We start from the raw sequence: 24,446 nt of genomic DNA on the forward strand, positions 1-24,446 counted from the left end.
GCAGCCCATGCAAATCCTCCTTGGCTACGAAGTGATCGCCACCGTCGTCGAAGAGGCGCGGACTGCCACCTATCGGGCCATCCGATCCGCCGACGGGGAGCGCGCGCTGCTCAAGGCGCTCCACGTCCCCTACCCGACCCTGCTCGACATCACGCGCATCAAGCACGACGTCACGCGCATCAAGCACGAGCACCAGCTGACCCGGATGCTCGAGAGCCCGTGGATCCTGAAGGCCCAGCGGCTGGAGGAGCACCGGGGCGCGCCGGTGCTCGTCTTCGAGGATTTCGCGGGTGAGCCGCTGCACTCGGCCATCCCGGCCGAAGGGCTGGATATCCAGCTGTTCCTCGAGGTCGCCATCCAGCTCTGCCGAGCGCTCGAGGACTTGAATCAACGGGAGATCATTCACAAGGACATCCACCCCGGCAACGTCCTGTTCGACCGGGAGACCGGTCACGCGAAGCTCACGAATTTCAGCATCGCCTCGCGGCTGCCTCGCGAGAGCCAGACGATCGAGAGCCTCGCGCTGATCGAGGGGACCCTGGCCTACATGTCCCCCGAGCAGACCGGCCGGATGAACCGGGCCCTCGACTACCGCACCGACTTCTATTCGCTGGGAGCGACGCTGTACCACATGCTGACCGGCCGGCCGCCGTTCTTGGCCGCCGATCTGCTCGAGCTCGTGCACTGTCACATCGCCCGGCGGCCCGTGCCGCCGGACGAGGTGCGGCCGGCGGTGCCCGCCGCGCTGTCGAGCGTCGTCATGCGCTTGCTGGCCAAGGCGGCCGAGGAGCGCTACCAGAGCGCCCGCGGGCTGCGCATGGACCTCGAGACCTGCCTCGCCGAGTGGGGCTCCGCGCGCCAGGTAACGCCGTTTCCGACAGGCAGGCAGGATCGCTCGGAGAGGCTGCAGTTCCCGCAGAAGCTCTACGGGCGCGACGCGGAGCTCGACGCCCTCACGGGCGCCTTCGAGCGCGTCGTCGGAGGGGCCACCGAGATCGTGCTCGTCCATGGCTACTCCGGCGTCGGCAAATCGACGCTGGTCAACGAGCTCCACAGGCTCATCGTCGGGCAGGCCGGCAGCTTCCTCTCGGGCAAGTTCGATCAGTTCAAGCGAGGCCTCCCCTACAGCTCCCTCATCGACGCGTTCCAGCAGAGCATTCGCCAGCTGCTCACCGAGGACGAGGAGCGGCTCTCCGTCTGGAGGACGCGGCTCGGACGCGCGCTGGGCCCGAACGGCCAGATCATCATCGACGTGATCCCGGAGCTCGAGCTGATCCTCGGCCCGCAGCCGCCCGTGCCCCAGCTCGGCCCGGCCGAGGCACAGAACCGGCTCCGTCAGGTCTTCCAGAGCTTCATTCAGGCCTTCGCCCAGAAGGACCACCTCCTCGTGCTCTTCCTCGACGACCTGCAGTGGGCCGACGCTGCGTCGCTGGATCTGCTCCAGTACCTGAGCGCCAACCCGACCGGCGGCTACCTGCTGCTGATCGGCGCGTACCGAGACAACGAGATCACGGACGGGCACCCGCTGGGCCGCGCCGTCGAGCGGCTCCAGGCGGCGACGACGAGGGTCACGCACCTCGCCCTGGCGCCGCTCTCCGAGGCCGATCTCACGCGGTGGCTCGTCGACGTCCTCTCGTGCACGGCGGAGCGCGCGGGGCCGCTCGCGTCGCTCTTGGCCAAGAAGACCCACGGCAACCCGTTCTTCGTCATGGAGTTCTTGAAGACGCTCCACCAGGAGCGGCTGCTCGTGTTCGACCCGGAGCTCTCGGACGAGCGAGGCGTGGGCGCGTGGCGCTGGGACCTGGAGCAGCTCAGGTCCGTGCGGGTCACGGACAACGTCGTCGACCTCCTGGTCGGCAAGCTGCAGCGGCTCCCGCTCGCGGCGCAGACCGCGGTGAAGCTCGCCGCCTGCATCGGGAATCGCTTCGACTCGAACATTCTATCCATCGTCTACGAGCGCTCGCCGCGGGACACGGGCGACGCGCTGTGGGAGGCCGTGCAAGCGGGCCTCATCCTGCCGGCGGATCAGTCCTACAAGCTGCTGCTCGGCGCCGAGCCGGGCGATCCCCCCGACGAGTCGCTGAAGGAGCTCGCCGTCCCGTACGAGTTCCTGCACGACCGCGTGCAGCAGGCCGCCTATTCGCTCATCCCCGACGAGGATCGGAGGAAGACCCACCTCGACATCGGCCGCCTGCTCCGGCAGCGCCTCCCGCCCGAGCGCCTTGCGGAGCGGCTCTTCGAGGTGGTCAACCACCTGAACGCCGGCGCCGAGCTGGCGCGCGACGCGACGGAGCGCGAGGAGATCGCCGCCCTCGATCTCACCGCCGGTCGCAGGGCCAAAGCGGCCGCTGCGTACGAGCCGGCGCTGCGCTACCTCGCCGCCGGCACGGAGCTCGTCGGGGCGGAGGGGTGGAGCCGATGTTATGAGCTGACGTTCGCGCTGCACCTCGAGCGCGCCGAGTGCGATTATCTCATGACCCACTTCGCGGAGGCCGATGAGCGGTTCGCGCTCCTGCTCCGCAACGCGCGCACGGACGGCGACCGGGTCGCGGTGCATACCGCGCGCGTGACGCAGCTCCTGCACCTGCGCCAGTACGAGCAGGCCGTGGAGACGGGCTTGCTCGCGCTGCGGCTGCTCGGCATACGGCTCTCGTCCAAACCGCACATCGGTGAGGTGCTGCTCGAGCTCGCCCAGGTTCGATGGAAGCTGCGGGGCAAGCAGATCAGCGAGCTCAGCGACCTGCCGGACCGCATGACGCCGGAGATCCGAGCGGCGATGGGCCTGCTCATCACCCTCTGGTTCCCTGCCTACCTGCTGCAGCGCGAGCAGCTGATCGGGCTCATCGTCCTCAAGCTCGTGCAGCTGTCGCTCACCTACGGCAACGTCGAGGCCTCGTCGTTCGCGTTCGCCTGCTTCGGCATGTTCAACAGCTCGGTGTTCCGCGACCCCGAGACGGGCGCGGAATATGGCAAGCTCGCCCTGGTCCTGGCGCGCAAGTTCAACGACCCGTCCGTGACGTGTCGAACGCTCTTCGTCATCGCGAGCTTCCTGGAGGCGTTCTCGTCCCACCTGCGCAAGGCGCTCGATCTGCTCGCCGAGGCGATCCAGTGCGCGATCGACTCCGGCAACCTGGTGCAAGCGTCGTATTGCATGTGCCTGACGACGTACTGGACCTACCTGGTCGACACGCCGATCGGCGAGGTCGCGGCGCAGGCTCGCCGATACCTCGAGTTCGGACAGCGGACCGACGCCCAGAAGGTGGTCCAGTGCATGCAGATCACCCTGCGTTGGGCGAGAGAGCTGCAGGACGCCGACCCCGACGCGCTGCGCGCGCGGGCGCACTCGCTCGAGCCCGACTCGTACGTCACCGAGGAGATGGAGCGCGCGCAGCATTTGCTGCTATCGCTCCAGATCGGCTACCTCTTCGATCGTCACGCCGAGGTGGTGGAGATCGCGTCGAGGCTCGAGGCGTACAAGGACATGCTGGACCCGAGCTCGGCGTTCGTCCCTCACCACGCGTTCTACCGGGCGCTCGCGGCGCTCTCGCTGGTTCCGGACACCGACGGCACGGAGAGGCGCCGCCTGCGCGGCACGATCGAGCGAGCAAAGCGGGTCTTGCACAGGTGGGCCGAGCACAGCTCGGTGAACGCCCGCCACAAATACCTCTTGGTGCTGGCCGAGGAGGCGCGCGTCGAGGGCAGATCCACGCGGGCGGCGAGGCTCTACGAGGAGGCGATCTCCACCGCGCGCAAGAACGAGTACCTCCACGAGGTGGCCCTGGCCTGCGAGCGCGCGGCGCTGTTCCACCTGAGCATGGGCAAACCGCAGCTGGCCGGCTCGTACCTGCAGGAGGCGCGCGGCTGCTATCTCGCCTGGGGAGCGCACACGAAGGTCCGCGCGCTCGACGAGCAGCACCCCGTGCTCCTCATGCGGCCGCCTCCGGCGCAGGTCAAGCATCAGAGCGGCACCGCCGCGACCGTGTCGTCGGCGCCCCATGACCTCGACTGGACGACCGTCGTCAAGGCGTCCCAGGTGCTCTCCAGCGAGATCATGCTCGGTCGGCTCCTGGAGAGGATCATGCAGATCATGCTCGAGAACGCGGGCGCGGAGAAGGGGATCCTCCTCATCAAGGAGGGCGGCCACCTCGTGATCGAAGCCAAGGGGATGATCCCGTCAGGCGAGGTCACCGTGCTGCAGTCGATCCCGATGGAGCAGAGCCCGGATCTCCCGCATACGCTGGTGAACTACGTCGCGAGGACGCGGGAGAGCGTGGTGCTGCGCGACGCAGGTCGGGATGAGCGGCTGATCAGCGACCCCTATGTCGTGCGCTGCCAGCCGAAGTCGGTGCTCTGCGCCCCGCTCGTCCATCAGGGGCAGCTCGTCGGCGCCCTGTACCTCGAGAACAACCTCATCACCGACGCCTTCACCCCGGGCCGGCTGGAGGTGCTCCGCCTGCTCTCGTCGCAGGTCGCGATCTCGATCGAGAACGCGCGGCTGTACAACCACCTGGAGCAGAAGGTCGAGGAGCGCACCGAGGAGCTCAAGCGCAAGAACATCGCGCTGGCGTCGACGCTCGACCACCTCCAGCAGACCCAGCGGCAGCTGATCCAGGCGGAGAAGATGGCGTCGCTCGGCAATCTCACGGCGGGCGTCGCTCACGAGCTCAAGAATCCGCTCAACTTCGTCAACAACTTCGCCGGGCTGTCTGTCCGATTCGCGGATGAGCTCGACAGGCTCGCGGCCGAGCTCCGCCCCGGAGAACCGACCACGAGCGAGGTCCTGGCAGAGGTGAGGGAGCTGCTCCCGATGCTGAAGATCAACGCGCACAAGATCGCGGAGCACGGCAAGCGCGCGAACGCCATCGTGAACAGCATGCTGCTGCACTCCCGTGTCCTCTCGGGCGTCCGGGAACCGGTGAACCTCAACGCGCTGATCGAGCAGTCGGTCGAGCTCGCGGTGCTCGGCAAGCTCTCGGCGGCGCCCGCCTTGGACGTGGTCGTCGAGAAGGAGCTCGACGCTTCGCTCCCGCCGGTCGAGGTGATGGATCAGGAGCTCGCTCGCGTGATCATCAACCTGATCAACAACGCGCTCTACTCCGTGGGTGAGCGGGTGCGGGCGGAGGGCGGCGCCTCGGTGGAGCCACCCCGCATCCGCGTGTCGACGCGCCGGGTCGGGTCGATGGCCGAGATCCGGATCTGGGACAACGGCACCGGGATACCAGAGCCCATCCGCGAGAGGATCTTCGACCCATTCTTCACCACCAAGCCCAACGGACAGGGTACCGGTCTCGGGCTCTCCATCTGTTATGAGATCGTGCGTCACGGCCATGGAGGCTCGATCCGGCTCGGGAACACCGAGGAAGGGCGCCACGCGGAGTTCATCGTCGAGCTGCCGGTGCGCTGCCCCGCGCCCGACCAGCGCCCGTCCGCGGCCGTGCCGCTCGGCGGCCTCGCGATGGAGCCGCCGAGCAAACATCGAAGCTGACCAGGCTGGCGCCGCCGGCGGCGCGAGCGGCGCGCGCGGCGAGGCGGCGACGCGACCCGACCGGGAAGGCGCCTGGCGCGCCGCGGCGCCGGCCGGCGCGCTCGGCCCCCGCCCGGCTACCGCGCCTGCGCGCCGCGCCCCTCGACCGCCGCGAGGTAGTCGAGCACCGACTGCTTCATGCCGACCTCGAGCGCGCGCGCCACGAGGTGGTGGCCGATCGACACCTCCTGGATCTGCGGCGCCTCGCTCACGAGCGGCGCGAGGTTCTCCACGGTGAGGTCGTGCCCCGCGTTGATCCCGACCCCGGCCGCCGCGGCGGCCCTCACGGTCGCGACGATCTTGTCGAGCTCCGCGCGGTGATCGCCGCGATCGAACGCCTGCGCGTAAGGCCCGGTGTAGATCTCGATGCGATCGGCCCCCATCTCCGCGACCACCGGCACGACCGCGGGGTCCGCCTCGACGAAGAGGCTCGTCCGGATCCCCTCCTCCTTGAGCCGCTTCACCACCGGCTGCAGGACGAAGCGCCACTTCACGACGTCCCAGCCGCGGTGCGACGTGAGCTCCCCCGGCGTGACCGGGACCAGCGTGCACTGCGTCGGCCTGAGCTCGAGCGTGAGGTCCAGGAACTCCTCGCGGAGATCGCCCTCGAAGTTCGTCTCGACGGTGGTGATGTGCCGAGTCACCGCCCGCGCGTCGTCCGGCGTGATGTGCCGCCGATCGGCCCGCGGATGGATCGTGATGCCGTGCGCCCCGTAGGACACGATCCGCTGCGCGAAGGAGAGGACGTTCGGGGCGTCGTGTCCCCGCGAGTTCCGCAGGAGCGCGATCTTGTTCACGTTGACGCTGAGCTTCATGGGGGCATCCTCTCGCGGGCGCGCCGCTGGCGACGCCGCTATACACGATCGACGCCGCGAGGCGAAACACGCCGCGAGCCGGCCGTGGAAACGCGGCCGGCGGGGCGGCGCCGGACCGGGCGCGGCGCCCCGCCCTCCCGCCGGCCCATCGCCCCTAGAGCCGCGGCACGGTCCGCGCCCCCCGCACCTCCACCTCGGCCGGGACGAGCGACACGATGAGGATGCCGATGGCGACGAGCGCGCTGTTCCACACCGTCCACGCCGACAGCGCGGGTATCGACCAGGCGCTGACGAAGAGCCAGATCGCCAGGAGGGCGTTGAGGTAGCGCGCCCGGGGCGCCCAGATCGCGAGCAGGGCGAAGAGCACGCACAGCGCGCCCACCACCCAGGCGTTGGTGAACTGCCCCTGGCTGTGCCGCCAGAGGAACGCCGAGATGAACAACCAGATCCCGAGCGCGATGTTGATGCCGCGCACGGTCGCCGTCCGACGCTGCATGGCTCCCCCCTCCTCTGCTGCCGCCGCGCCGGCGCCCTCCGCCGCGCAGCGCTCTCGCTCCCCGCCCGCTCGCCCCAGGACGCGCGCGGGCGTCACGCCCCGGAGCGGCCCCGGGAAGGCCGAGTCCGCTCACCCCCTCGGCCGAGCGCCGGCGCGTGCCTGCGCCCGGTCCACACATCAACGAGCTCGCCGAGCTCCGTGCGAATCCGGTGCCACCGCCGCGGCCCCCGCGGCCCCGCGACCGGCGCGGCTCGCCCGGCGGCGCAGCGGCGCGGCGTCCACGGCGCGGCGGCGGCCGTTCGTGAGGGCCAGGAGCCGGCGGTTCGGCTACAAGCCCGGTCGCCATGGACTTCTTCGCGACCGCCGCCAAAGGCACCGAGCCCGCGCTCCGCGACGAGCTCCGCGAGCTCCGATTCCGCGGCGTCCGCGCCGATCGCGGCGGGGTCCACTTCTCCGGCGCGGCGGACGAGGGCTTCCGCGCCTGCATCGAGCTTCGCACCGCCGTGCGCGTGCTCGCGGAGCTCGCCGCCTTCGACGCGCCCAGCGGGGACGCGCTCTACGAGGGCGTCTCCCGCGTCGACTGGGCCCCGTACCTGAGCCCGGTCCACACGCTCGCCGTCCGCGCCTCCTGCCGCTCGAGCGCGCTGACCCACACCCAGTTCATCGCCCAGCGGACCAAGGACGCCATCGTCGACCAGATCCGCCGCCGCGTCGGCGCGCGCCCGTCGGTCGACCTCGACGACCCGGACCTCGCCCTCTTCGTCCACCTCGTCCGCGACCGCGCGACGCTCTACGCGGACCTCGGCGGCGCCTCGCTCCACCGCCGCGGCTACCGCACGCACATCGGCGGGGCGCCGCTCAAGGAGACCCTCGCCGCCGCGCTGCTCCGCCTCTCCGGCTGGGACCGCGCCCGCCCGCTCGTCGACCCGATGTGCGGCGCCGGCACCATCGCCCTCGAGGCGGCGCTCTGGGCGCGGGACATCGCCCCCGGCCTGCGCGCGCAGCGCTTCGGCTTCGAGCGGTGGGCCTGCCACGATCACGCCGCCGCGCAGCGCACGACCGCCCTCCGCGACGCCGCCCGCGCCCGGATCCGGCCGGAGGGCCCGCCGATCCTCGCCGCCGACATCGACCCCCGCGCCGCCGAGATCACCCGCGGCAACGCCCGCATGGCCGGCGTGCAGATCGAGGTGCGCTGCGAGCCCATCGCCGCGCTCGCGCCGACGGCGCCGCCGGGCCACGTGCTGACCAACCCGCCGTACGGCGAGCGCCTCCCGGGCACGCTCGCCCTCTACCGCGACATGGCGGCCGCGCTCTCGCGGCTCGCGGGCCACCGCGTCGCCCTCCTCGCCGGCACCGAGGACATCGAGCGCGCGATGCGCCGCCGGCCGGAGCGGTCGCTCACCGTGTTCAACGGCCCGATCGAGTGCCGGCTGCTCACGTACGACATCCCCTGAAGCGCCGCTCCCTCCGCGCGGCGCGCGGCCGGGCGCGCCTCAGGAGAGCAGGCGCATCAGGACCGCCATGGCCGCCGCCGTGAGGATCATCCCGGCGACGAAGCCGATGATGAGCCCGCGCTTGCCGGCGAGCCAGCTCGGCTCGCGCGACGGCGCGGGCGGCACCTGCGGCGCCGCGAAGTCCGGCACGGTCGCGCTGCGCTCCAGGGACGCGCGCTCCGCGGCGAGCGTCGAGGCGAGCTCGAACGGCAGCGCCTCCGCCGGGGCCGCCGGCGCGGCGCCCCCGGCCGCGGCCGCCCGCACCACCACGGCGGCGCTCCCGGCGCCGGCCGCGCTCGGCGCGGCGGGCGCCGGCGGGATCACCGCCTGCAGCTCGCCGGGCTGGAACGTGGGCAGCTGGCTGTCGGCCGGCGGAGGCGACGAGACCAGCCGGAGCGTGTTGGCGACGCGCTTCGGTCGCCGCTCCCACGCCGCCTCGCCCGGATCGAACTGCGGGCTCTGCGGCGTGGGCGGCACCGGCGGCGTCGGCGCGGAGTCGACGCGCACAAGGCCGACCTCGGCCCGCTTCTCCGGCGTGCCCAGCCCGAAGTCCTCGGCCGAACGGAGCGTCGCCTTCACCTCGCGCCCCGGAGGCGTGATGTCGAGCTCGTCGCCCTCGTCATAGGACGACGCCGCGTGCACGCGGACCTTCGGCGGACCGAGCAGCTCGTCGCGGCGGACCATCGTCAGCGTGCTGTCCTCGCCCCCGTCGTCGGGCGAGCTCGGCGCGGCGAGGCCGTTCCCCGAGAGCAGCGCCTCGCTCTCGGTGTGGGACCAGGACGGGAGCTGCAGCGAGATCTCCGGCACCGACTCCCCGGCCCAGCGCTGCGGCTCGGCGCCGAGCGACGGGTACACCCCCGGCGGATCGAGCGTGGGCGGGAGCTCCAGCGCCGGCGTGTGGAGCCTCGCCGGCGGCGGCGGCCCCGCCTCGGGCGCGGCCCCGCCCGAGACGAGCGTCCTGGCCGACTCGATCGACACCTCCGGCCGCGGCGCCGGGCCGGAGAGCGGCGCCGACGTCGAGCTCGGCAGCGACGTGAGCGGCGGGAGCGACGACAGCGGCCCCCGCGGCAGGTCCCGCGAGAACAGCGAGCTCGGCTGGCGGCGCGAGATCGGCCCCAGCCCCACGGCCGTGTCGGGCAGATCGGCGAGCAAGGTGTGCAGCGCGTACCCGAGCTCGCGCGCCGTCTGGTGCCTGTCCGCCGGCTGCTTGGCGAGCGCCTTCACGATCAGGGCCTCGAGCCGGGGGTCGATCCCCGGCGCGGCGCTGCGCGGCGCCGGCACCGGCGCGTGGATGTGGAGCGTCGCCGTGTGGAGCGGCGTCTCCCCCTCGAACGGGAGCCGCCCCGTGACGAGCTGGAAGAGCAGCACCCCGCACGTGTACAGATCCGCCCGCTGATCGACCGGCATCAGCCCGCACTGCTCCGGAGACATGTAAGCCGGCGTACCGACGAACGTGCCCGCGCGGGTCACGACGGAGAGCGGATCGGCCTGGATCTCGGGCTCGTTGCCCGACGAGGCGGTGTCGAGGATCTTGGCGATCCCGAAATCCAGCACCTTCACGCGCTCGCCGTGAGGGTGCGTCGGGTCCGGGACCACCATGATGTTCTCGGGCTTGAGGTCGCGGTGCACGACGCCCATCTCGTGGGCGACGGCGAGCGCCTCGCACACCTCCGAGAGGATGCGGACCGCCCTTGCCTGGCCGATGGCGCCGTGGCGCTCGAGGAGGACGTAGAGGTCGTCCCCCGAGAGCAGCTCCATCACGATGTAGCTGAGCGCGCCCTCGACCCCGTACTCGAAGATCTTGACGGAGTTCGGGTGCTTCACCCGCGCCGCCGCCTTCGCCTCGCGCTGGAAGCGCCGGACGAACGCGCGGTCCGCGGTGAACTCCGGGTTCATGATCTTGATCGCCACCCGGCGGGGCTCGGCGTCGCGCTCGGCGATGAAGACGCTGGCCATCCCGCCCTCGCCGAGGAAGCGGGTGATCGTGAACCGCCCGGCCACCTTGCGGCCGAGGAGAGCCTCATGCCTCATGCGCCCGGCACCCGCCCGCGCCCCTCGCGCTCGCTCGCCATCCCGCAGCCGCACCGCTCGCCCGCTCGCGGGCCGCCCCGCCGCCCGCGCAGCAACGCACCGCCAGCAGGGCTGTCCGCGCGCCTGCGCGACCCGCGCGCTCGATGCGAGGGGGAGTGCACGCGGCGACCATACCAAAGAACGTGTCAGGGGACGACTTGTCGACCCCGGCGGCGGCCCGCCAGCGGACGCAGCCGCCGGCCAGCGCGCGATCGGCCGTCCCGACCACCGTTCCCGACCCGCGCTCCGGAGCGCCGTTCCCGACCACCGTTCCCGACCCGCGCTCGCGGCCACCGTCACCCCGGAGACGGCGCCGACCCCGGGCCCGACCGACGGCAGTTAACTCTTTAACGCCACCCCCGGTGCAAATGTGCGACAAGTGCTTAACTTATCGAAAGAGCTCGCCTTCGACCGTTGGCAGCGTTCTTGCCTGGGGGGAAATGCCTCGCGCCGCGCCGGGTGCGTCGCGAAGGGCCGGCTTGTGCATCGATCTCGACAGGCAGCTTCCGGAGGATCGTTGATGAATCGAATTTTTAGGCGCGCGGTGCTCCTCGGCACCGTCGCGCTGACCGTCGTGGGGGCGGGCTGCGCCGAGGAGCGGCAGTCCATCAGAAAGGTCCAGAGCGATGCGCTCGCCAAATCCTTCTTCGTCGGAGGGAGCTTGGTCGACATCGCCGACGACCCCGAGTTCTACATGCGGGGCACGGTCATCGACGTCGGGTACGGCTCTGCCCAAGACGGGCTCTTCACGTCGACCTACGCTCAGCCCGTCTCCCGCATCAAGTGGGAGATCACCGAGCACCAGCTCAATGCTCGGCTCGCTTACGAGCGGATCGAGGGCACCGACACCAAGGGCAACGCCTATAACGGGCTCACCAAGAAGACGACGAACGACGGCCAGATCGTCGCGAGCTACGCCATCGAGTCGCACTTCGACATCCGCCGCGACTACAACCCGGCGACGGGCGAGGAGTCGAACGTCATCGTCGAGAACACGACGGACAGGCTCTGGCACGAGCGCGAGTACATACGCGTCGACTGGTCGCGCAACCTCGCGACCGACGCCTACAACTTCGACACCCTCTCGCAGCTCGGCCTCTACGGAGGCGTCGAGTACGAGCCGCTCGCCTACACCGTCAACGATCCCAACGCCGCCGACGCCCCGAAGTTCGACGCCGCGAACGGCTACTTCGACGTCACGACGAAGGCGTTCGCCACGCCCGCCATGCTCGACCTCTCGAGCCTCGGCTGGGGCATCGACAAGTTCCCGGCCTGCATGCTCCCGGGCGACTTCGCCGGCGGCACCGACCCGTACGGCAACTGCAACCCGATCGAGATCACGATCCGGCAGTCGTTCAAGAAGGTGGTCGACACCGACTACGAGCCGGTCGACTTCGACGGCGTGAGGTTCCAGGCGTTCGGCATCTTCAACTTCGACTACCGCTACGGCTACGAGCGCAACTACGGGATCCTCGACAACCAGTGGCGGCGCTTCGCGGCCCGCTACAACCTCTGGAAGCGCAGCCACTTCTACACGAACCCGGAGACGATGGAGGGGGCGATCGCCTGCGCGACGCGGGAGACGGCCCTCGCGTCCGGCGACCTGAACGCCGATCCGAACCGCGACGAGGACAACGACGGCACCGCCGACGTGTGCGCCGCGGCCGGCCCGGGCTCGCAGTGCGACGTGTTCAAGCAGAAGTGCACGCTGCCCTACGCGCAGCGCGAGGCGGTCGTCATCCCCTGGTACATCGGCGGCAACACGTCGGAGGACCTCTTCGAGGCGACCAACTGGGCCGCCGAGGAGTGGGATCTCGCGATGAAGACCTCGATCCAGACGTCGCGCCTGGTCGAGTGCAGGAAGACCGGCGGCGCCGACTGCGACGCGCAGTTCCCGATGTGGAAGGGCCAGCAGGACGACATCGACGAGGCCATCGCGATCTCGCGCGACCTCAACGCGTGCCGCCGCGCGAACGGCTGGGACGCGCCGCAGTGCGACCAGGCGGCCTGGGACGCCGTGGCGAAGCTCTCGGGGCTGCGCGGCAACGACCCGGCGACGCTCGCGATCGGCAACGTCGTGACGCAGCCGTCGGTGATCGTGCTCTGCCACAACCCCGTCGTCGCGGGCGATCACCCGGCCTGCGGCGAAGAGGGGCTCTCCCCGCGCCTCGGCGACCTCCGCTACAACAGCGTCCTCATCGTCGACAAGCCGCAGACCCCGGCGCCGTGGGGCATCATGGTCGACGGCGACGACCCGATCACGGGCGAGAAGGTGGCCGCCAGCATCAACATCTGGAGCCACCAGACCGACTTGGCGGCGCAGGGGCTCGTCGACCTCGTCCGCTACATCAACGGCGAGATCTCGACCTCCGAGGTCACCGAGGGCAAGTACATCCGCGACTGGGCGCAGGCGAGCCGCGCCTCGGGCGGCGGGACCGGGCCCACGATGACGAAGGACGAGGTCACCTCGCGGCTCGCGAGCGTCACGAAGCTCGACGCCGAGGCGTACAAGAACCTCGTCGCGCAGGGCATCTCCCCGCAGCTCCGGGCGGTGATCGAGCCGATGAAGGCCAAGGTCGCCGACATCGCGGTGCGGAGCGACGTCCCCTCCCCGCAGCAGGCGGTCGTGAGCGCGCGCATGAAGGCCGCCCGCGGCAGCCTCGCCGAGGCGGAGCTCATGAACCCGGCGATGCTCCAGCGCGCCGGCATCCCCGCAGGCGTGCCGGTCGAGGGGCCGTTCGCCGACGCGGCGTCGCCGTTCGCGATGAACAACCCGCAGGTGCAGTCGCAGCTCCGGCGCATGCACGACAGCGCGCTCGCCGAGCGCGGCGCCTGCATCCTGCACGAGGCGCCCGAGGCCTCGGCGATGACGGGCCTCGCGGAGGCGCTGCGCGAGAAGTTCCCCCCGGTCGACAACGAGACGTCGGCGGAGCGGCGGGGGCGCTACGAGCGGATGTTCAAGTACATCCAGCGCCGCTACCAGTACGCGGTCATCGCGCACGAGATGGGGCACTCCATCGGCCTCCGGCACAACTTCGTGAGCACCTACGCCTCGCTCTTCTTCCGGCCCCAGTACTGGCAGCTCAGGACGAAGAACGGCACGGTCGAGGCGGCGTGCACCGGCGCGCCGGGGGAGAACCCGGAGGAGTGCGTCGGCCCGCGCTACTACGACGCGATCACGGACGAAGAGCAGAAGAACATGATCTGGATGTTCCAGCACTCCACGGTCATGGACTACCCGGGCGACGTCTCGCAGGACCTGGTCGGCCTCGGCGTCTACGACTTCGCCGCCGCGCGCTTCTTCTACGGCGACACGGTGAGCGTCTACGACAACGGCGACCGCAACTACCAGGCCGGCGGCAAGGTCGGCGGCGCGCTCCTCGCCGCGACCGACACCTTCGGCGGGCTCGCCGGCATCAAGTACGGCACGTACGCGAAGGGCAGCGGGAGCGTCTCGGACTTCCACTACTCCCAGCTCCAGAAGCAGTACAATGTCATCCGCGACTGCTACGACGTGGAGACCAAGGCGCCCGCGAGCTGGAACGAGGCGCTCGACGGCAAGTGGCACCAGGTCATCGACGGCGGCATCGTCACGGTCGGCAACGAGACGAAGCGCTGCCGCCAGCAGCCGGTCGACTACGTGAGCTGGAGGAACCTCCGCAAGCCGCAGGACAAGGAGACCAACATGATCTCCTACCGCGGCGGCCCGGCGGTCGACGATCAGGGCCGGGTCCGCGTGCCGTACGCGTTCGCGAGCGACAACTGGGCCGACACCGGCAACGTCTCGGTCTTCCGCCACGACAACGGCGCCGACCCGTACGAGCAGCTGATGTTCCTGATCACCTCCCAGGAGAACAGGCACATCTTCGACAACTTCCGGCGCGGCCGCACGACGTTCAGCGTCCGCGCCGCGGCGGACCGGTCCTACAGCCGCTACAACGAGAAGCTCCTCGGCATCGCCGGCGGCATCGGGTTCTTCGGGACGATCTACCAGGATCTCGCGACGAACCAGGGCCTGTCGTTCGACTCGCTGTGGCCGCTCCTCATCGAGGGCAGCCTGGAGGAGAACGTCATCGCCGCGACGGTGGCCTTCGACCACTTCGCCCGGCAGCTGTCCCGCCCGGAGGTGGGGCCGCACTACCTGCGCAACAGCGAGGCGTTCGATCCGGGCAACCCGTGGTCCGAGTGGGGCATCCTGCGCTCGAACGACGACAGCGACGATTACGGCGCGGGCGAGGACTTCAGCGGCTTCGGCGGCCAGGCGAACACCAACGTGCTGGTGCAGATCCCGAACGGCTCGACCGGCTACTTCAAGGACATCGGGTTCGGCGGTCACCCGCTCGCGAACAAGAACTCGGAGGTCAACGGCGACTTCGACACCGACTTCACGATCAACGCGGGCAGCTACTACGACAAGATCAACGCGGCGATCCTGCTCTCCGAGTCGGAGGACCGGTTCGTGAGCAGCTCCCGCCGCGACTTCTACGACGCCCGCTTCCGCGCGGTCGGCATGGCCGACGTGCTGCCCGAGGGCTACCGCCGCCTGCTCGCCAACGCCCTCACCGGCGACCGCGCGCTCCTCGCGCCTCGCCTCGAGGCCGACGAGAACGGCTTCCCGGTGGTCGACGAGGACAGCAAGGATCCCGACCCGCTGGCGAAGCAGTACCCGGCGCGCCCGATGGGCTGGATCAGCTGGTGGCCGAACGAGGGGCCGAAGGTCTGCTTCCCGAGCGACGGGAAGAACCTCTGCTCGAACTACCTCGGCGGCGACTTCAACGAGGAGACCGTCAACCGCACCATCGCGATCGATCCGCAGGTCGGCTGGGAGGTGCAGAAGTTCCTGATCGCCTGGACGCTCGCGTACATCCCCGCGAACGGCAAGACGAACTGGACGGACATGATGCGCGTCTACCGGCTCGGCACCGACGCCGAGCCCGGGATCGAGCAGCGCGTCGAGTGGCAGGACCCGACGTCCGGGCAGATCTACTACGCCCGCACGTACGGCATGGAGTGCCTCTTCGGGACCGGCAAGGACAGGGCGACCTGCAAGGACTCCGGCGGCAAGTGGGTGCAGAAGGGCATCGCGGCGCGCGTGCTCGAATACGCCAACGAGCTCACGTCGAAGGGCTACCAGCTCGATCCGTCGTATGAAGGCGCCGTGCCCGGGGATCCCGCGTACGCCGCCGAGTACGGCGAGGGCTTCAACAAGTACGGTCGCGCGATGGTCATGCACCACCCGGACGGCGCCGCGATCGTCGTCCCGGATAGCGCGGTCAAGGACTTGAACGCGAACAGCGGTCAGCTGGAGACCGTGAAGCCGTGCGACCAGAACATCAACCCGAACTGCGAGCAGCTCACCATCTACAAGAACCACTACGCGTACGAGCTGAAGAGCTACAAGTCGGTGCCCGACTACATGCTCCAGATGATGGTCCAGCTCGGCGTCGCCGATCCTGACCAGCTGGGCGTGTACCCCGACTGATCCGCGCCTCGCCGCGCCGGGGGCCCCGCGCCGGGGCCCCCGCGCTCCCCTCCTCTCTCCCCCTCCAGCACCAGCGACCCGAGCGCGCGGGCGCTCGGCGATCCCACGGGCGCCGTGACCCGCGCGGCCGTCACCGGCCGTCAGGCCGGGCGAGCCCGCGGTCGCTCGGCCCCGCCCCGCTCGCGGCTTACAGGTCGCGCGGGCGCCGCGGCGGCATTACGCTCCCCGAGGCGCAGCGCGCGCCACGGCATGGACGCCTCCCCCGCCCTCCCCGCCATCACCCCGGCGCAGCTCTCGGACGCGCGGGCCTTCATGACCTACCTCGTCGAGCACGTGGCGGAGTCCGGCCGCCGCGGCGCGCCCCATTTCGCCGTCGTGACGTCGCTCGCGCCCGACGAGGTCGAGAAGAGCGCGCGCGACCGCTGGAGCAAGGCGCTCGACGAGCCGCTCTGGGGGCGGGCCTGGCTGCTCCGGTCGACCGAGCCGCGGGCGCGCGTCATCGGGCACATCGAGCTGCGCGGCGGCCGGGTCTGGTCCGAGAGCCACCGCGCCGTCATCGCGATGGGCATCCTCGGCCCCTACACCGGGCAGGGCCACGGCCGGCGCCTGCTCGAGACGGCGATCGCCTGGGCGCGCGACAAAGCGGGCCTCTCGTACCTGGATCTCGGCGTCTTCTCGAACAACGAGCGCGCCATGCGGCTCTACACGCGGATGGGCTTCGTCCCGATCGGCACCCGCCACGACGCGTTCCGGGTGGGCGACGCCACCCTGGACGACATCCAGATGACGCTCGCGCTCCGCGCCCCCGACGCGCGTCCGGACGCGCGCGCGGCCAGGCCCGCCGGGCGCTGATCCCGGCGGCACGAGCCCGACCGGGGCGCCGGCGCCGGCGCCCCGGTCGGGCTCGTGCCGCCGGGGCGCGCTGGAGGGTACCCACCGCGGCGCAGATGGGTCATGAGGAGACCGCCGCCCGGGCGCCCGGGCGCCCGTCGGCCGGCCCGGCCGGCTCGGCGCGGATCGCCCGCGGTCCTCGCCGCCGTCCATCGCCACCGAAAGCCACCATGCGCCGTTCGCCGCTCCTGCCGATCTTCCTGACCGTCTTCGTCGACGTCCTCGGCCTCACGCTCGTCCTGCCGCTGCTCCCGTTCTACGCCGAGCACTTCGGCGCCAGCGAGCTCGTGGTCGGCGTGCTCGCGGCGAGCTACGCGGTCTGCCAGCTCGTGTCCGGGCCGATCCTCGGGCGGATCTCCGACCGGGTGGGCCGCAAGCCGACGCTGCTCGCGAGCCAGACCGGCACGTTCTTCGGGTTCCTCGTGATCGGCTCGGCGAGCTCGCTGCCGATGCTCTTCGTGGGGCGGATCATCGACGGCCTCACGGCCGGGAACCTGACGATCGCGCAGGCGTACATCAGCGACGTGACCCGGCCGGAGGAGCGCACCCGGGCGTTCGGCCTGATCGGCATCGCCTTCGGATCGGGGTTCCTGCTCGGCCCGGCCATCACCGGCGAGCTCGCGAGCCGGTTCGGCTACGGCGCCCCGGCCTACGGCGCGGCGGCGCTGTCGCTGACGTCGATCCTCCTGACGGCCACGCTGCTGCCGGCGAAGCCGATCGCGCCGGCGGCCCCGCCCGAGGCGGCCGCGGCCGAGCCCGCCCGCGCGTCGGCGATCGGGCGCGGGGACGCCTTCCGCCGCTTCTTCGACAGGCCGCTCCCGCGCCGCCGGCTGCTCGAGTTCTTCGCCTTCACGCTCTCGTTCTCGACGCTCATCGGCGGCCTCGCGCTGTTCCTCGAGCGGCGCTTCGCGTTCGGGGTCAAGGAGACGGGCTACCTCTACGCGTTCTCCGGCCTCGTCGGTGGGAGCATCCAGGGCGGCGCGATCGGCCGGCTGGCGAAGCGATTCGGCGAGGAGCGGCTCGCGCTGATCGGCTTCGGCACGATGGTGATCGGCTACGGCCTGCTCGGCGTGGCGTACGCGCTGCCCACGCTGCTCGTGCTCGTGGGGATCGGGGCGTTCGGCTCGGCGGTGGTGCGGCCGGCCGTCACCACGCTGCTCACGAAGAGCGTCGGCCGCGACGAGCAGGGCGCGGCGCTCGGCGTGAGCCAGTCGCTGGCGAGCCTCGCGCAGATCGTCGGCCCCATCGGCGCCGGGTGGCTGATCCAGCACCGGGCGCTCTCGGCCTACGGCCTCATGGCGGCGGGCTTCGCCGCCGTCGGCGTCCTCCTCGGCCTGCAGAAGCTCCCCGTCGGCGAGCCGGTCGAGTCCTGAGGGCGCGCGCCCGCGCCCGAGCGCGCCGCCCTGCGCTGCGCCCTCAGGCGCGCGCGCCCTTCACGAAGGGCAGGACGGCCTCGACGAGCGGCGGCGTGGCGTCGTCGAGCTTCCGCGGGTTGTACCAGGCGAACGGCTCGACGAGCCGCGACGGGCGCAGGCCGAGCCTGCCGCGCGAGCACTCGACGAGGAGCGACAGCGCCCCGTGGCGGTCGTGGAGCCAGTCGATCTCCAGGCCCGCCTTGCGGATGCCCCAGGCGAAGCGGACGTAGGACATGGCGCGGTACGGCCTGCGGCCCGCGGCGCGCGCGACGCGGAGGGCGAAGGCGCGGTGCTCGGCGGCGTCGGCCACGGGCCAGAGGCTGTGCGCCGGCGGGTACAGCACGGCGCCGCCGGCGCTGTGCAGCGACAGGGCGCGGTCGATCCGGCGCGAGGAGAGCGCGTGCGCGATCGCCTCGACCTCCGGCTCGCTGGCGGGGCGGCTGCCGGGCGAGACGACGAGCCCGACGAGGCGCTGCACGAGGCCGCGCTCGTACCACCCGGCGTCGAAGTTCCGGTTGAGGTCGACGCCCCGCGCGTTGCCGCGCACGTAGCGGTGGCGCCCGGCGCGGAGGTTCATCTCGACGCGCAGGAGCCCGTCGGGGTTCACGATCGGGACGGCGAAGATCGATCGGCCGCCGAGGTCCTCGGTCGCGAGGCGCTCGAGCAGCGCGAGGTTCGCCTCGATGCCGACCCATTCGAGGGGGTGGATCCCGGACAGGATCACCGTGGTCCGCCCGCGCGGCGCGGCGCCCGCGGCGCGGCGCGGATCGAGCGGGCCGGCGCCCGCGGCGCCGCGCGGGTCGAGCGGACCGGCGCGCCCGGCCAGCTCCGCCGCGGCGGCGTCGTTCGCCGGCGGCCCGCCCGCGCCCCCCGGCGCGTCGCCGCCGACGTGGGCGCCGCGGGGCGGCGCGCCGTTCGCGGAGCGCCGCCCCCCGTGGGAGAGCAGCGCAGGGTGACCTACACCGGGCCGGTCGCCGCCGCCGGGCGGGCGGGCTGGGCCGATGTGGACGGCGAGCAGCGGCTCGCCGCGGATCGAGCGCCCGATCAGGGAGAGCTGCGCGCCCCGATCGGCGAGCCGCTCGATCGCCTCGAGGAGCTCGCCGTAGCCGCGGTAGGGGCCGAGGCCGCGGCGAGCGAGCTGGCGCGAGAGGGGCGCGCGGCGATGTACAAAGAGGGCCGCCCTCAGGGCGGCCCGGCCTTGCTCTTCCGACGCCGGATCGGACTTCGGCATGCAGGGCTCACCTTTAGCCTAGATGACATGACTATAGAGCACGGGTCGCGCCTTCGCGCGATCCGGACCAGGCTGAGCCGGGATTATCGTGGCAGCGTGCGCGCGCATGGAATTCGATGTCAACGGGTGGGCGGAAGGACGTATCGAGCTCGCGGCGCCGGGCCAGGGCTGGTCGCTGCTGTCGCCGGAGCCCGAGGCGCGGATCGACGAGCACCGCTGGGCGCACCAGGCGCGCGTCTTCTTCGGCGCGGAGCTCACGCTCGTGCAGAAGAAGGCGTACCCGTCGGGGGCCACGCCGATGGCCGACGCCGTGGAGGTCGACGTCGCGCGCGTCTCCTCGACGCCGCGCGCGCCGAGCCGGGTGCTCGTGCTGACGGTGCCGCTGGATCGCGCGCCTCTCTTGCGGGCGGCGGCCGCCGCGGGGGTGCGGGCGATCGGCGGGCGCGGGTTCGACGCGCTGATCGCGCGGGCGCGGCGGGCCTGGCAGGTGCGCGAGCCGCCGGTCGCCGGCGGCGACGCGCGAGCGCCGCTGGTCGTGACGGCGATCCTCGCGGCCGTGCTGCTCGCGCCCGTGGTGCCGCCGGGCGAGGCGACGATCTTCGGGGTGAAGGGGGCGCGGGAGCGGCTGCAGCGGCTAGGCTGGTGACGAGGCGGCGCGGGCGAGCGTTCTGTGGAGCGCGCGCCGCCCCGCTGGGGTAAATTTTCCTCGAGGTTGCCCATGGAACTCGCACCCAGGCTCGTCCGCCCGGCGACGCTCGCCGACCTGGAGGCGCTGCCGCCGACGTGGCGGGGCGAGATCCTCGACGACACGCTCTACGCGTTCCCTCGCCCGCGCGCGCCCCACGCGAGCGTCGAGGGGCTGATCACGACCGACCTGACGAACCCGTTCCAGCGGGGACGCGGCGGCCCCGGCGGCTGGTGGATCCTCCCCGAGCCGAGCATCCAGCTGCCCCGCGCGCCGGAGATATCGCCCGATGTCGCGGGCTTCCGCCGCGAACGCCTCCCGACGCTCCCCGCCAAGGGGCCGATCACCCTCGTGCCGGACTGGGTCTGCGAGATCCTCTCGCCCAGCACGGCGAGCTACGATCAGATCGTCAAGCGCCGCTTCTACATGAAGATCGGCGTCCCGCACATCTGGTACGTCGACCCGCGCGACCAGACGCTCCTCGTGGCCCAGCACGTCGACGGCAAGTGGATGGAGCTCGGCATCCACGGCGCGGACGAGCGGGTGCGCGCCGCGCCGTTCGACGCGGTCGAGATCGATCTCTCCGCCTGGTGGGAGGGCATCGAGCCGGAGAAGGGCGCGGATCCGTAGCGGCGCCGCCCCGGCCACGCTGGAGCGCGGCCGGGCTGGAGCTCGTCGGCGTCACGGCGCGGCGCCGCCCCCCGGCGCGGCGCCGCGGCGCGCCGCGAGCCCCAGCGCCACGAGCGTCGCGACGTACGGCAGGAGCTGCGCGAGATCGGCCGCGCGCGACGCCCCGCGCGCCGCGGACTGGAGCGCGATCTGCAGGGCCTCCAGCGCGCCGAACAGGAGGCACGCGAGCGCCGCGCGGCCGGCGCGGAGGCCGCTCACGACGACCGCCGCGAGCGCGATGAAGCCGCGGCCGTTCGACATGCCGGCGTCGAAGCGGTGCTGGTCGTAGGCGAGGTGCGCGCCGCCGAGCGCGCACAGGGCGCCGGACAGCGCGAGCGCGGCGCAGCGGACGCGGGTCACGGGGACGCCTGCGGCGGCCGCGGCGGCCGGGTCCTCGCCGGCGGCGCGCACCCGGAGCCCGAAGCGCGTGCGCGCGAGCAGGAGCGGCGTCGCCGCGATCGCGAGCGCCGCCGCGAGGACGACCGGATCGAGGAGCACGCGCGCGAGCAGCGCGGCGCCGCTCCGCCCGGTCGGGCCCGCGCGGAAGCCCTCGATCGGGGGCGAGCTCGAGGCGCTGTCGTAGAGCCCGCGCAGGAGGAGGCGCGTCCCCGCGTAGGCGAGCAGGTTGAGCGCGATGCCGCTGACGACGGCGTGCACGCGGGCGCGCTCGACGATCAGGGCGTGGCCGAGCGAGAGGGCGGCGCCCGCGGCGATCGCGGCGGCGAGGCCGGCCGCCGCGCTGCCGCTCGCGTGGGCGACCGCCACCGCGGCGAAGGCGCCGGCGAGCAGCACCCCCTCGAGGCCGATCTGGACGACGCCCGAGCGCTCGGCCCAGATGCCGCCGAGCGCCGCGCATGCGTACGGCGTGGAGATCCGCAGCGCCTCGGCGAGCAGGACGAGCGCGGGCGAGCTCACGCCGGCGCCCCCTCGGAGCGGCCCGCGCGCTCGCCGCTCCCCACCGCGGCGGCGACGAGGACGATGGCGAGCGCCTCGAGCACGTCCATCGCCTCCTTCGGCACGCGCGCGTTGATGGCGAGGCCGGCCTGCTCGAGGGTGCCGAACAGCACGGCCGCGAGCACGAGCCCGAGCGGCGTCCCGCGGCCGAGCAGCGCGACCGGGATCCCGGAGAAGCCCGCGCCCGCGCCGAGGCCGAGCTCGTAGTACCCCTTGTACCCGAGCGTGGTCGCGGTCATGGCGGCCCCGGCCACGGCGCCGGACGCGAGCAGCGCCGCGAGGCGCCGGCGCGGCACGTCGATGCCCTCCGCGCGCGCGGCCTCGGGCGACTGCCCGACGAAGCGCATCTCGCGGCCCGCGCGGGTCCGCGAGAGCGCGCGGTGCGCCGCGAACGCGAGCGCCACGGCGAGGGGGAAGGCGACGCTCGCGGCGCTGCCGCGCAGCGCGGGGACGAATCGGTCGAGCCGCGGCAGCGTGGCCGCGGGGATGGCGTCGGCGGTGCGCATCGCGGCCCTGCCGAGGACCGACGCGAGCAGCCACGGCGCGAGCGCGTCGGCGACGCGGTTCATCATGATCCCGCTGATGATCTCGTGGGCGCCGAGGCGCGCGCGCAGGAGCGCGGGGACGAGCGCGACGGCGGCGCCCGCGGCCATGGCGCACGCGATCGACGCCGGGACGGCGACGGCCCACGGCGTGCCCGGAGGGAGCCGGGCCGCGACGACGGCGCCCGCGAGGCTCGCCATCGCGAGCTGCCCCTCGGCGCCGATGTTGAAGAGGCCCGCGCGGAGCGCGATGGAAAAGGCGAGCCCGGTGAAGAGGAGCGGCGTCGCCTTGAAGAGCACCTGACCGACGCCGTACGGGGTGCCCCACGTGCCCTCGAAGGCGCGGCGAAGGATCGGCGCGGGCGCCTCGCCGAAGCCGAACGAGATGAGGTTCAGGGCGAGGAGGATGCCGCCGAGCACGAGCGCCGCCGGGAGGGCGGCCCCGCGGAGCTCGCGCAGCCCGCTCCGGAGGCGCGCGGCCCCGCGGCCGGGGCTCACGCCGCCTCCAGGCCGAGCATCGCGCGCCCGATCTCCTCGTCGGAGCACGAGGGCGGGAGGGTCGCGACGATCCTGCCCTTCCGCATCACGAAGAGCCGGTGGCACAGCCGCCGGAGCTCGCCGAGGTCCGCGCTGATCACGAGGACCGCGAGCCCGGCCGCGGCGGCCTCGGCGATGGCCGCGTGGATCACCGCGGCGGCGCCGACGTCGACCCCCCGGGTCGGCTGGGCGAGGACCGCGGCCGCGCGGCGCGGCGCCCGGGTCGGCCCGCCCGGGCCGGGCGCCGCCGGGGCGACGCGGTCGAGCGCGCGCGCGACCACGATCTTCTGCTGGTTGCCGCCGGAGAGCTCGCCCGCGAGGCGCGACGGATCGGGCGGCTCGACGCGGAAGCGGGCGATGCGGCGCGCGACCAGGGCCGCCTCGGCGTCGCGGCCGCGGGCGCCGCGCGGGAGCTCGCCGAGGTCGCCGAGGACGAGGTTGTCGCCGACCGAGGCGCCGAGGAGCACGCCCTCGGCGTGGCGATCCTCGTGCACCACGCCGAGGCACGCCCGGCGCGCGCGGATGTCCCACGAGGAGAGGTCGACGCCGCCGACGGCGACGCGGCCGGCCGCGCGCGGCTCCATCCCGGCGAGGGCGCGCACGAGCTCGCGCTGGCCGTTGCCCTCGACGCCCGCGACGCCGGCGATCTCCCCCGCGCGCACCGTGAGGGTCACGCCGTCGAGCAGGCGCCGCCCGCCGGCGCCGATCACGGTCAGCCCGGCGATCTCGAGCGCCGCCGGCGCGCCCTCGCCGAGCGGCGGCCGCTCGACCCCCGGCGGGGGCTCGCCGCCCATGATCGCGCGGGTGAGCTCTCCTTCGTCGCCGCGTTCCCCTGCGTCGGCGGGCCGGCCCGCCGCGGGCCGCGACAGCGCGACCTGCCCGCGGCGCATCACGGTGACGTGGTCCGCGAACCGGATCACCTCGTCGAGCCGGTGGGTCACGACCGCGACCGTGCGGCCCTCGCGCGCGAGGCGCCGGAGGGTCGCGTACAGCCCGTCGGCCTCGATCGGGGAGAGCACGGCCGTGGGCTCGTCGAGCAGGATCGCCCGGGCGCCGCGGTAGAGGACCCGCAGGATCTCGAGCTTCTGCCGCTCGCCCACGGTGAGCGCGGAGGTCGCCGCGTCGAGCGGGATCGAGAGCCCGGCGGCGCGCATGAGGGCGCGGGCGCGGGCGCGGGCAGCGGCGAGGTCGAGCCGCCCGCCGCCGCGCGTCGGCTCGCAGCCGAGCACGACGTTCTCGAGGGCAAGGAAGCTCCCGACGAGCATGAAGTGCTGGTGGACCATCCCCACGCCGCGGCGGGCGGCCTCGGCCGGCGTCGCCGGCCGGAGCGGGGCGCCGTCGACGCGGACGGCGCCGGCGTCGGGCGCGAGCACGCCGGCCGCGAGCTTGAGGAGCGTGGACTTGCCGGCGCCGTTCTCGCCGACGATGGCGTGGATGGCGCCGGGGGCGAGCCGGAGCGAGGCGCCGCGCACGGCGACCTGCGCGCCGTAGCGGCGGACAACGCCGTCGAGCTCGATCACCGCGCCGCCCGGGAGGGGCGGCGCGGGCACACCCGAGGCCGGCGGCTCCGTCACGGCGCGGGGCTCCGGGGCGAGGGCGGCGGGGTGGAGGCGAGGGCGGGGCGAGCTACACGGGGACGCGC

Annotated in this window: 14 protein-coding genes; 7 read left to right on the forward strand and 7 right to left on the reverse strand. The window is 72.9% G+C overall.

All coding sequences use genetic code 11. The features are described 5' to 3' along the window. Nucleotides 1-7: 7 nt before the first annotated feature. Complete coding sequence (locus WME83_RS35555) at nucleotides 8-5,485, forward strand: trifunctional serine/threonine-protein kinase/ATP-binding protein/sensor histidine kinase (RefSeq protein WP_437314149.1); 5,478 nt, start codon at nucleotides 8-10, stop codon at nucleotides 5,483-5,485. Between the two features lie 116 nt (nucleotides 5,486-5,601). Here WME83_RS35555 and WME83_RS35560 read toward each other — a convergent pair whose 3' ends face one another. Both WME83_RS35560 and WME83_RS35565 read right to left on the reverse strand, forming a co-directional pair. After that, the gene (locus WME83_RS35560; protein ID WP_437314150.1) at nucleotides 5,602-6,339 is read right to left on the reverse strand and encodes a pyridoxine 5'-phosphate synthase; all 738 of its coding nucleotides are present in this window, start codon (nucleotides 6,337-6,339) and stop codon (nucleotides 5,602-5,604) included. 154 nt (nucleotides 6,340-6,493) lie between these two features. Beyond that, nucleotides 6,494-6,835 carry an SPW repeat domain-containing protein gene (locus WME83_RS35565; RefSeq protein ID WP_437314151.1) on the reverse strand — a complete coding sequence of 114 codons (342 nt, stop codon included), beginning with the start codon at nucleotides 6,833-6,835 and terminating at the stop codon, nucleotides 6,494-6,496. A gap of 344 nt (nucleotides 6,836-7,179) precedes the next feature. On the opposite strand from WME83_RS35565, the gene WME83_RS35570 reads away from it, so the two are divergent. Beyond that, the gene (locus WME83_RS35570) at nucleotides 7,180-8,289 is read left to right on the forward strand and encodes a THUMP domain-containing class I SAM-dependent RNA methyltransferase (protein ID WP_437314152.1); all 1,110 of its coding nucleotides are present in this window, start codon (nucleotides 7,180-7,182) and stop codon (nucleotides 8,287-8,289) included. A gap of 39 nt (nucleotides 8,290-8,328) precedes the next feature. Here the strand turns inward: WME83_RS35570 and WME83_RS35575 are convergent, their stop codons facing one another. Beyond that, a complete protein-coding gene (locus WME83_RS35575) occupies nucleotides 8,329-10,359 on the reverse strand; it encodes a serine/threonine-protein kinase (RefSeq protein ID WP_437314153.1) in 2,031 nt (676 codons plus the stop codon). Between the two features lie 559 nt (nucleotides 10,360-10,918). Here WME83_RS35575 and WME83_RS35580 point away from each other — a divergent pair. The 3 genes from WME83_RS35580 (at nucleotide 10,919) to WME83_RS35590 (ending at nucleotide 18,144) form a co-directional block, all read left to right on the forward strand. Then, the gene (locus WME83_RS35580; protein ID WP_437314154.1) at nucleotides 10,919-15,880 is read left to right on the forward strand and encodes a hypothetical protein; all 4,962 of its coding nucleotides are present in this window, start codon (nucleotides 10,919-10,921) and stop codon (nucleotides 15,878-15,880) included. A 249-nt stretch (nucleotides 15,881-16,129) separates the two neighbouring features. Beyond that, complete coding sequence (locus WME83_RS35585) at nucleotides 16,130-16,732, forward strand: N-acetyltransferase family protein (protein ID WP_437314155.1); 603 nt, start codon at nucleotides 16,130-16,132, stop codon at nucleotides 16,730-16,732. Between the two features lie 209 nt (nucleotides 16,733-16,941). Next, nucleotides 16,942-18,144 (forward strand): MFS transporter, encoded by a 1,203-nt coding sequence (locus tag WME83_RS35590; protein WP_437314156.1) that lies wholly within the window; start codon nucleotides 16,942-16,944, stop codon nucleotides 18,142-18,144. Nucleotides 18,145-18,187: 43 nt separating this feature from the next. Here WME83_RS35590 and WME83_RS35595 read toward each other — a convergent pair whose 3' ends face one another. Beyond that, nucleotides 18,188-19,417 carry a M14 family metallopeptidase gene (locus WME83_RS35595; RefSeq protein WP_437314157.1) on the reverse strand — a complete coding sequence of 410 codons (1,230 nt, stop codon included), beginning with the start codon at nucleotides 19,415-19,417 and terminating at the stop codon, nucleotides 18,188-18,190. 106 nt (nucleotides 19,418-19,523) lie between these two features. Here WME83_RS35595 and WME83_RS35600 point away from each other — a divergent pair, with 106 nt between their 5' ends. Both WME83_RS35600 and WME83_RS35605 read left to right on the forward strand, forming a co-directional pair. Next, complete coding sequence (locus WME83_RS35600) at nucleotides 19,524-20,063, forward strand: hypothetical protein (protein WP_437314158.1); 540 nt, start codon at nucleotides 19,524-19,526, stop codon at nucleotides 20,061-20,063. A gap of 72 nt (nucleotides 20,064-20,135) precedes the next feature. Then, entirely contained in the window at nucleotides 20,136-20,732 is a 597-nt protein-coding gene (locus tag WME83_RS35605; protein ID WP_437314159.1) for a Uma2 family endonuclease, read from the forward strand. Between the two features lie 51 nt (nucleotides 20,733-20,783). Here WME83_RS35605 and WME83_RS35610 read toward each other — a convergent pair whose 3' ends face one another. The 3 genes from WME83_RS35610 to WME83_RS35620 are packed head-to-tail and all read right to left on the reverse strand — an operon-like array spanning nucleotide 20,784 to nucleotide 24,378. Continuing rightward, nucleotides 20,784-21,686, reverse strand: a complete 903-nt coding sequence (locus WME83_RS35610; protein ID WP_437314160.1) for an ABC transporter permease subunit — start codon at nucleotides 21,684-21,686, stop codon at nucleotides 20,784-20,786. After that, nucleotides 21,683-22,765, reverse strand: coding sequence for an ABC transporter permease (locus tag WME83_RS35615; protein ID WP_437314161.1), 1,083 nt, complete (start codon nucleotides 22,763-22,765; stop codon nucleotides 21,683-21,685). The genes WME83_RS35610 and WME83_RS35615 overlap by 4 nt, the downstream gene beginning before the upstream one ends. Further along, nucleotides 22,762-24,378 (reverse strand): ABC transporter ATP-binding protein, encoded by a 1,617-nt coding sequence (locus WME83_RS35620; protein WP_437314162.1) that lies wholly within the window; start codon nucleotides 24,376-24,378, stop codon nucleotides 22,762-22,764. Before WME83_RS35620 ends, WME83_RS35615 begins: the two co-directional genes overlap by 4 nt. Nucleotides 24,379-24,446 lie beyond the last annotated feature (68 nt).

Source organism: Sorangium sp. So ce385 (genome assembly GCF_051474135.1).
GTDB lineage: Bacteria > Myxococcota_A > Polyangia > Polyangiales > Polyangiaceae > Sorangium > Sorangium cellulosum_D.

Excerpts from the sequence above, each read along its gene's own strand:
- WME83_RS35555 (WP_437314149.1), top strand. The coding sequence starts at position 8 with ATGCAAATCCTCCTTGGCTACGAAGTGATCGCCACCGTCGTCGAAGAG.
- WME83_RS35560 (WP_437314150.1), bottom strand. The coding sequence starts at position 6,339 with ATGAAGCTCAGCGTCAACGTGAACAAGATCGCGCTCCTGCGGAACTCG.
- WME83_RS35565 (WP_437314151.1), bottom strand. The coding sequence starts at position 6,835 with ATGCAGCGTCGGACGGCGACCGTGCGCGGCATCAACATCGCGCTCGGG.
- WME83_RS35570 (WP_437314152.1), top strand. The coding sequence starts at position 7,180 with ATGGACTTCTTCGCGACCGCCGCCAAAGGCACCGAGCCCGCGCTCCGC.
- WME83_RS35575 (WP_437314153.1), bottom strand. The coding sequence starts at position 10,359 with ATGAGGCATGAGGCTCTCCTCGGCCGCAAGGTGGCCGGGCGGTTCACG.
- WME83_RS35580 (WP_437314154.1), top strand. The coding sequence starts at position 10,919 with ATGAATCGAATTTTTAGGCGCGCGGTGCTCCTCGGCACCGTCGCGCTG.
- WME83_RS35585 (WP_437314155.1), top strand. The coding sequence starts at position 16,130 with ATGGACGCCTCCCCCGCCCTCCCCGCCATCACCCCGGCGCAGCTCTCG.
- WME83_RS35590 (WP_437314156.1), top strand. The coding sequence starts at position 16,942 with ATGCGCCGTTCGCCGCTCCTGCCGATCTTCCTGACCGTCTTCGTCGAC.
- WME83_RS35595 (WP_437314157.1), bottom strand. The coding sequence starts at position 19,417 with ATGCCGAAGTCCGATCCGGCGTCGGAAGAGCAAGGCCGGGCCGCCCTG.
- WME83_RS35600 (WP_437314158.1), top strand. The coding sequence starts at position 19,524 with ATGGAATTCGATGTCAACGGGTGGGCGGAAGGACGTATCGAGCTCGCG.
- WME83_RS35605 (WP_437314159.1), top strand. The coding sequence starts at position 20,136 with ATGGAACTCGCACCCAGGCTCGTCCGCCCGGCGACGCTCGCCGACCTG.